This is a genomic window from Pseudomonas sp. FSL R10-1339 (genome assembly GCF_009600545.1).
GTDB lineage: Bacteria > Pseudomonadota > Gammaproteobacteria > Pseudomonadales > Pseudomonadaceae > Aquipseudomonas > Aquipseudomonas bubulae.
In genome coordinates this window covers 1-624 of sequence record NZ_WIVQ01000249.1, presented here as the reverse complement: position 1 = coordinate 624, position 624 = coordinate 1, and the positions used below count along the sequence as shown (strand labels likewise).

At 55.3% G+C, this 624-nt stretch carries 1 protein-coding gene; it reads left to right on the top strand.

What is annotated here, in order from left to right:
• Positions 1–64: 64 nt before the first annotated feature.
• Positions 65–624 (top strand): IS5 family transposase (locus GHO03_RS24670; RefSeq protein ID WP_153400701.1); only part of this gene is annotated, 560 nt, incomplete at its 3' end.

The window sequence follows — 624 nt, the reverse complement described above, 5'->3', positions numbered from 1 at the left end:
GGAAACTCCGAACAAGTCTCCAAGTATGCTGAAATACAGCCTCACCACCTGCCCCGAGTGCGTCATGAGCCAGATGAGCTTTTCCGATTTCGAATACGCGGGCAAGCGCAAGCAAACACGCCGCGAACGGTTCCTCGCCGAGATGGATCAGGTCGTGCCCTGGAGCGGTTTACTGGCGTTGATCGAGCCGTATTATCCGAAGGCTGGTGGTGGCCGAAAACCGTATCCGCTGGAAACCATGCTGCGCATTCACTTGCTGCAAAACTGGTTCTCGCTGAGCGATCCTGCCATGGAAGAAGCGCTGTATGAAATCACGCCCATGCGCCAGTTTGCGCACTTGACCCTGAGCGCGCCGATCCCTGAAGACACCACGATCATGAACTTCCGACACCTGCTGGAGAATCATAAGTTGGCGCCGGCGATCCTGGCGGTCATCAACGGTTATTTGCAGGAGAAAGGCCTCTCGCTGCGCCAGGGCACCATCGTCGATGCGACGATTATCCACGCGCCCAGTTCGACTAAAAACGAGGACGGTAAACGCGATCCAGAGATGCATCAGACGAAGAAAGGTAATCAATATTTCTTCGGAATGAAGGCCCATATTGGTGCCGACGTTGAGTCGGG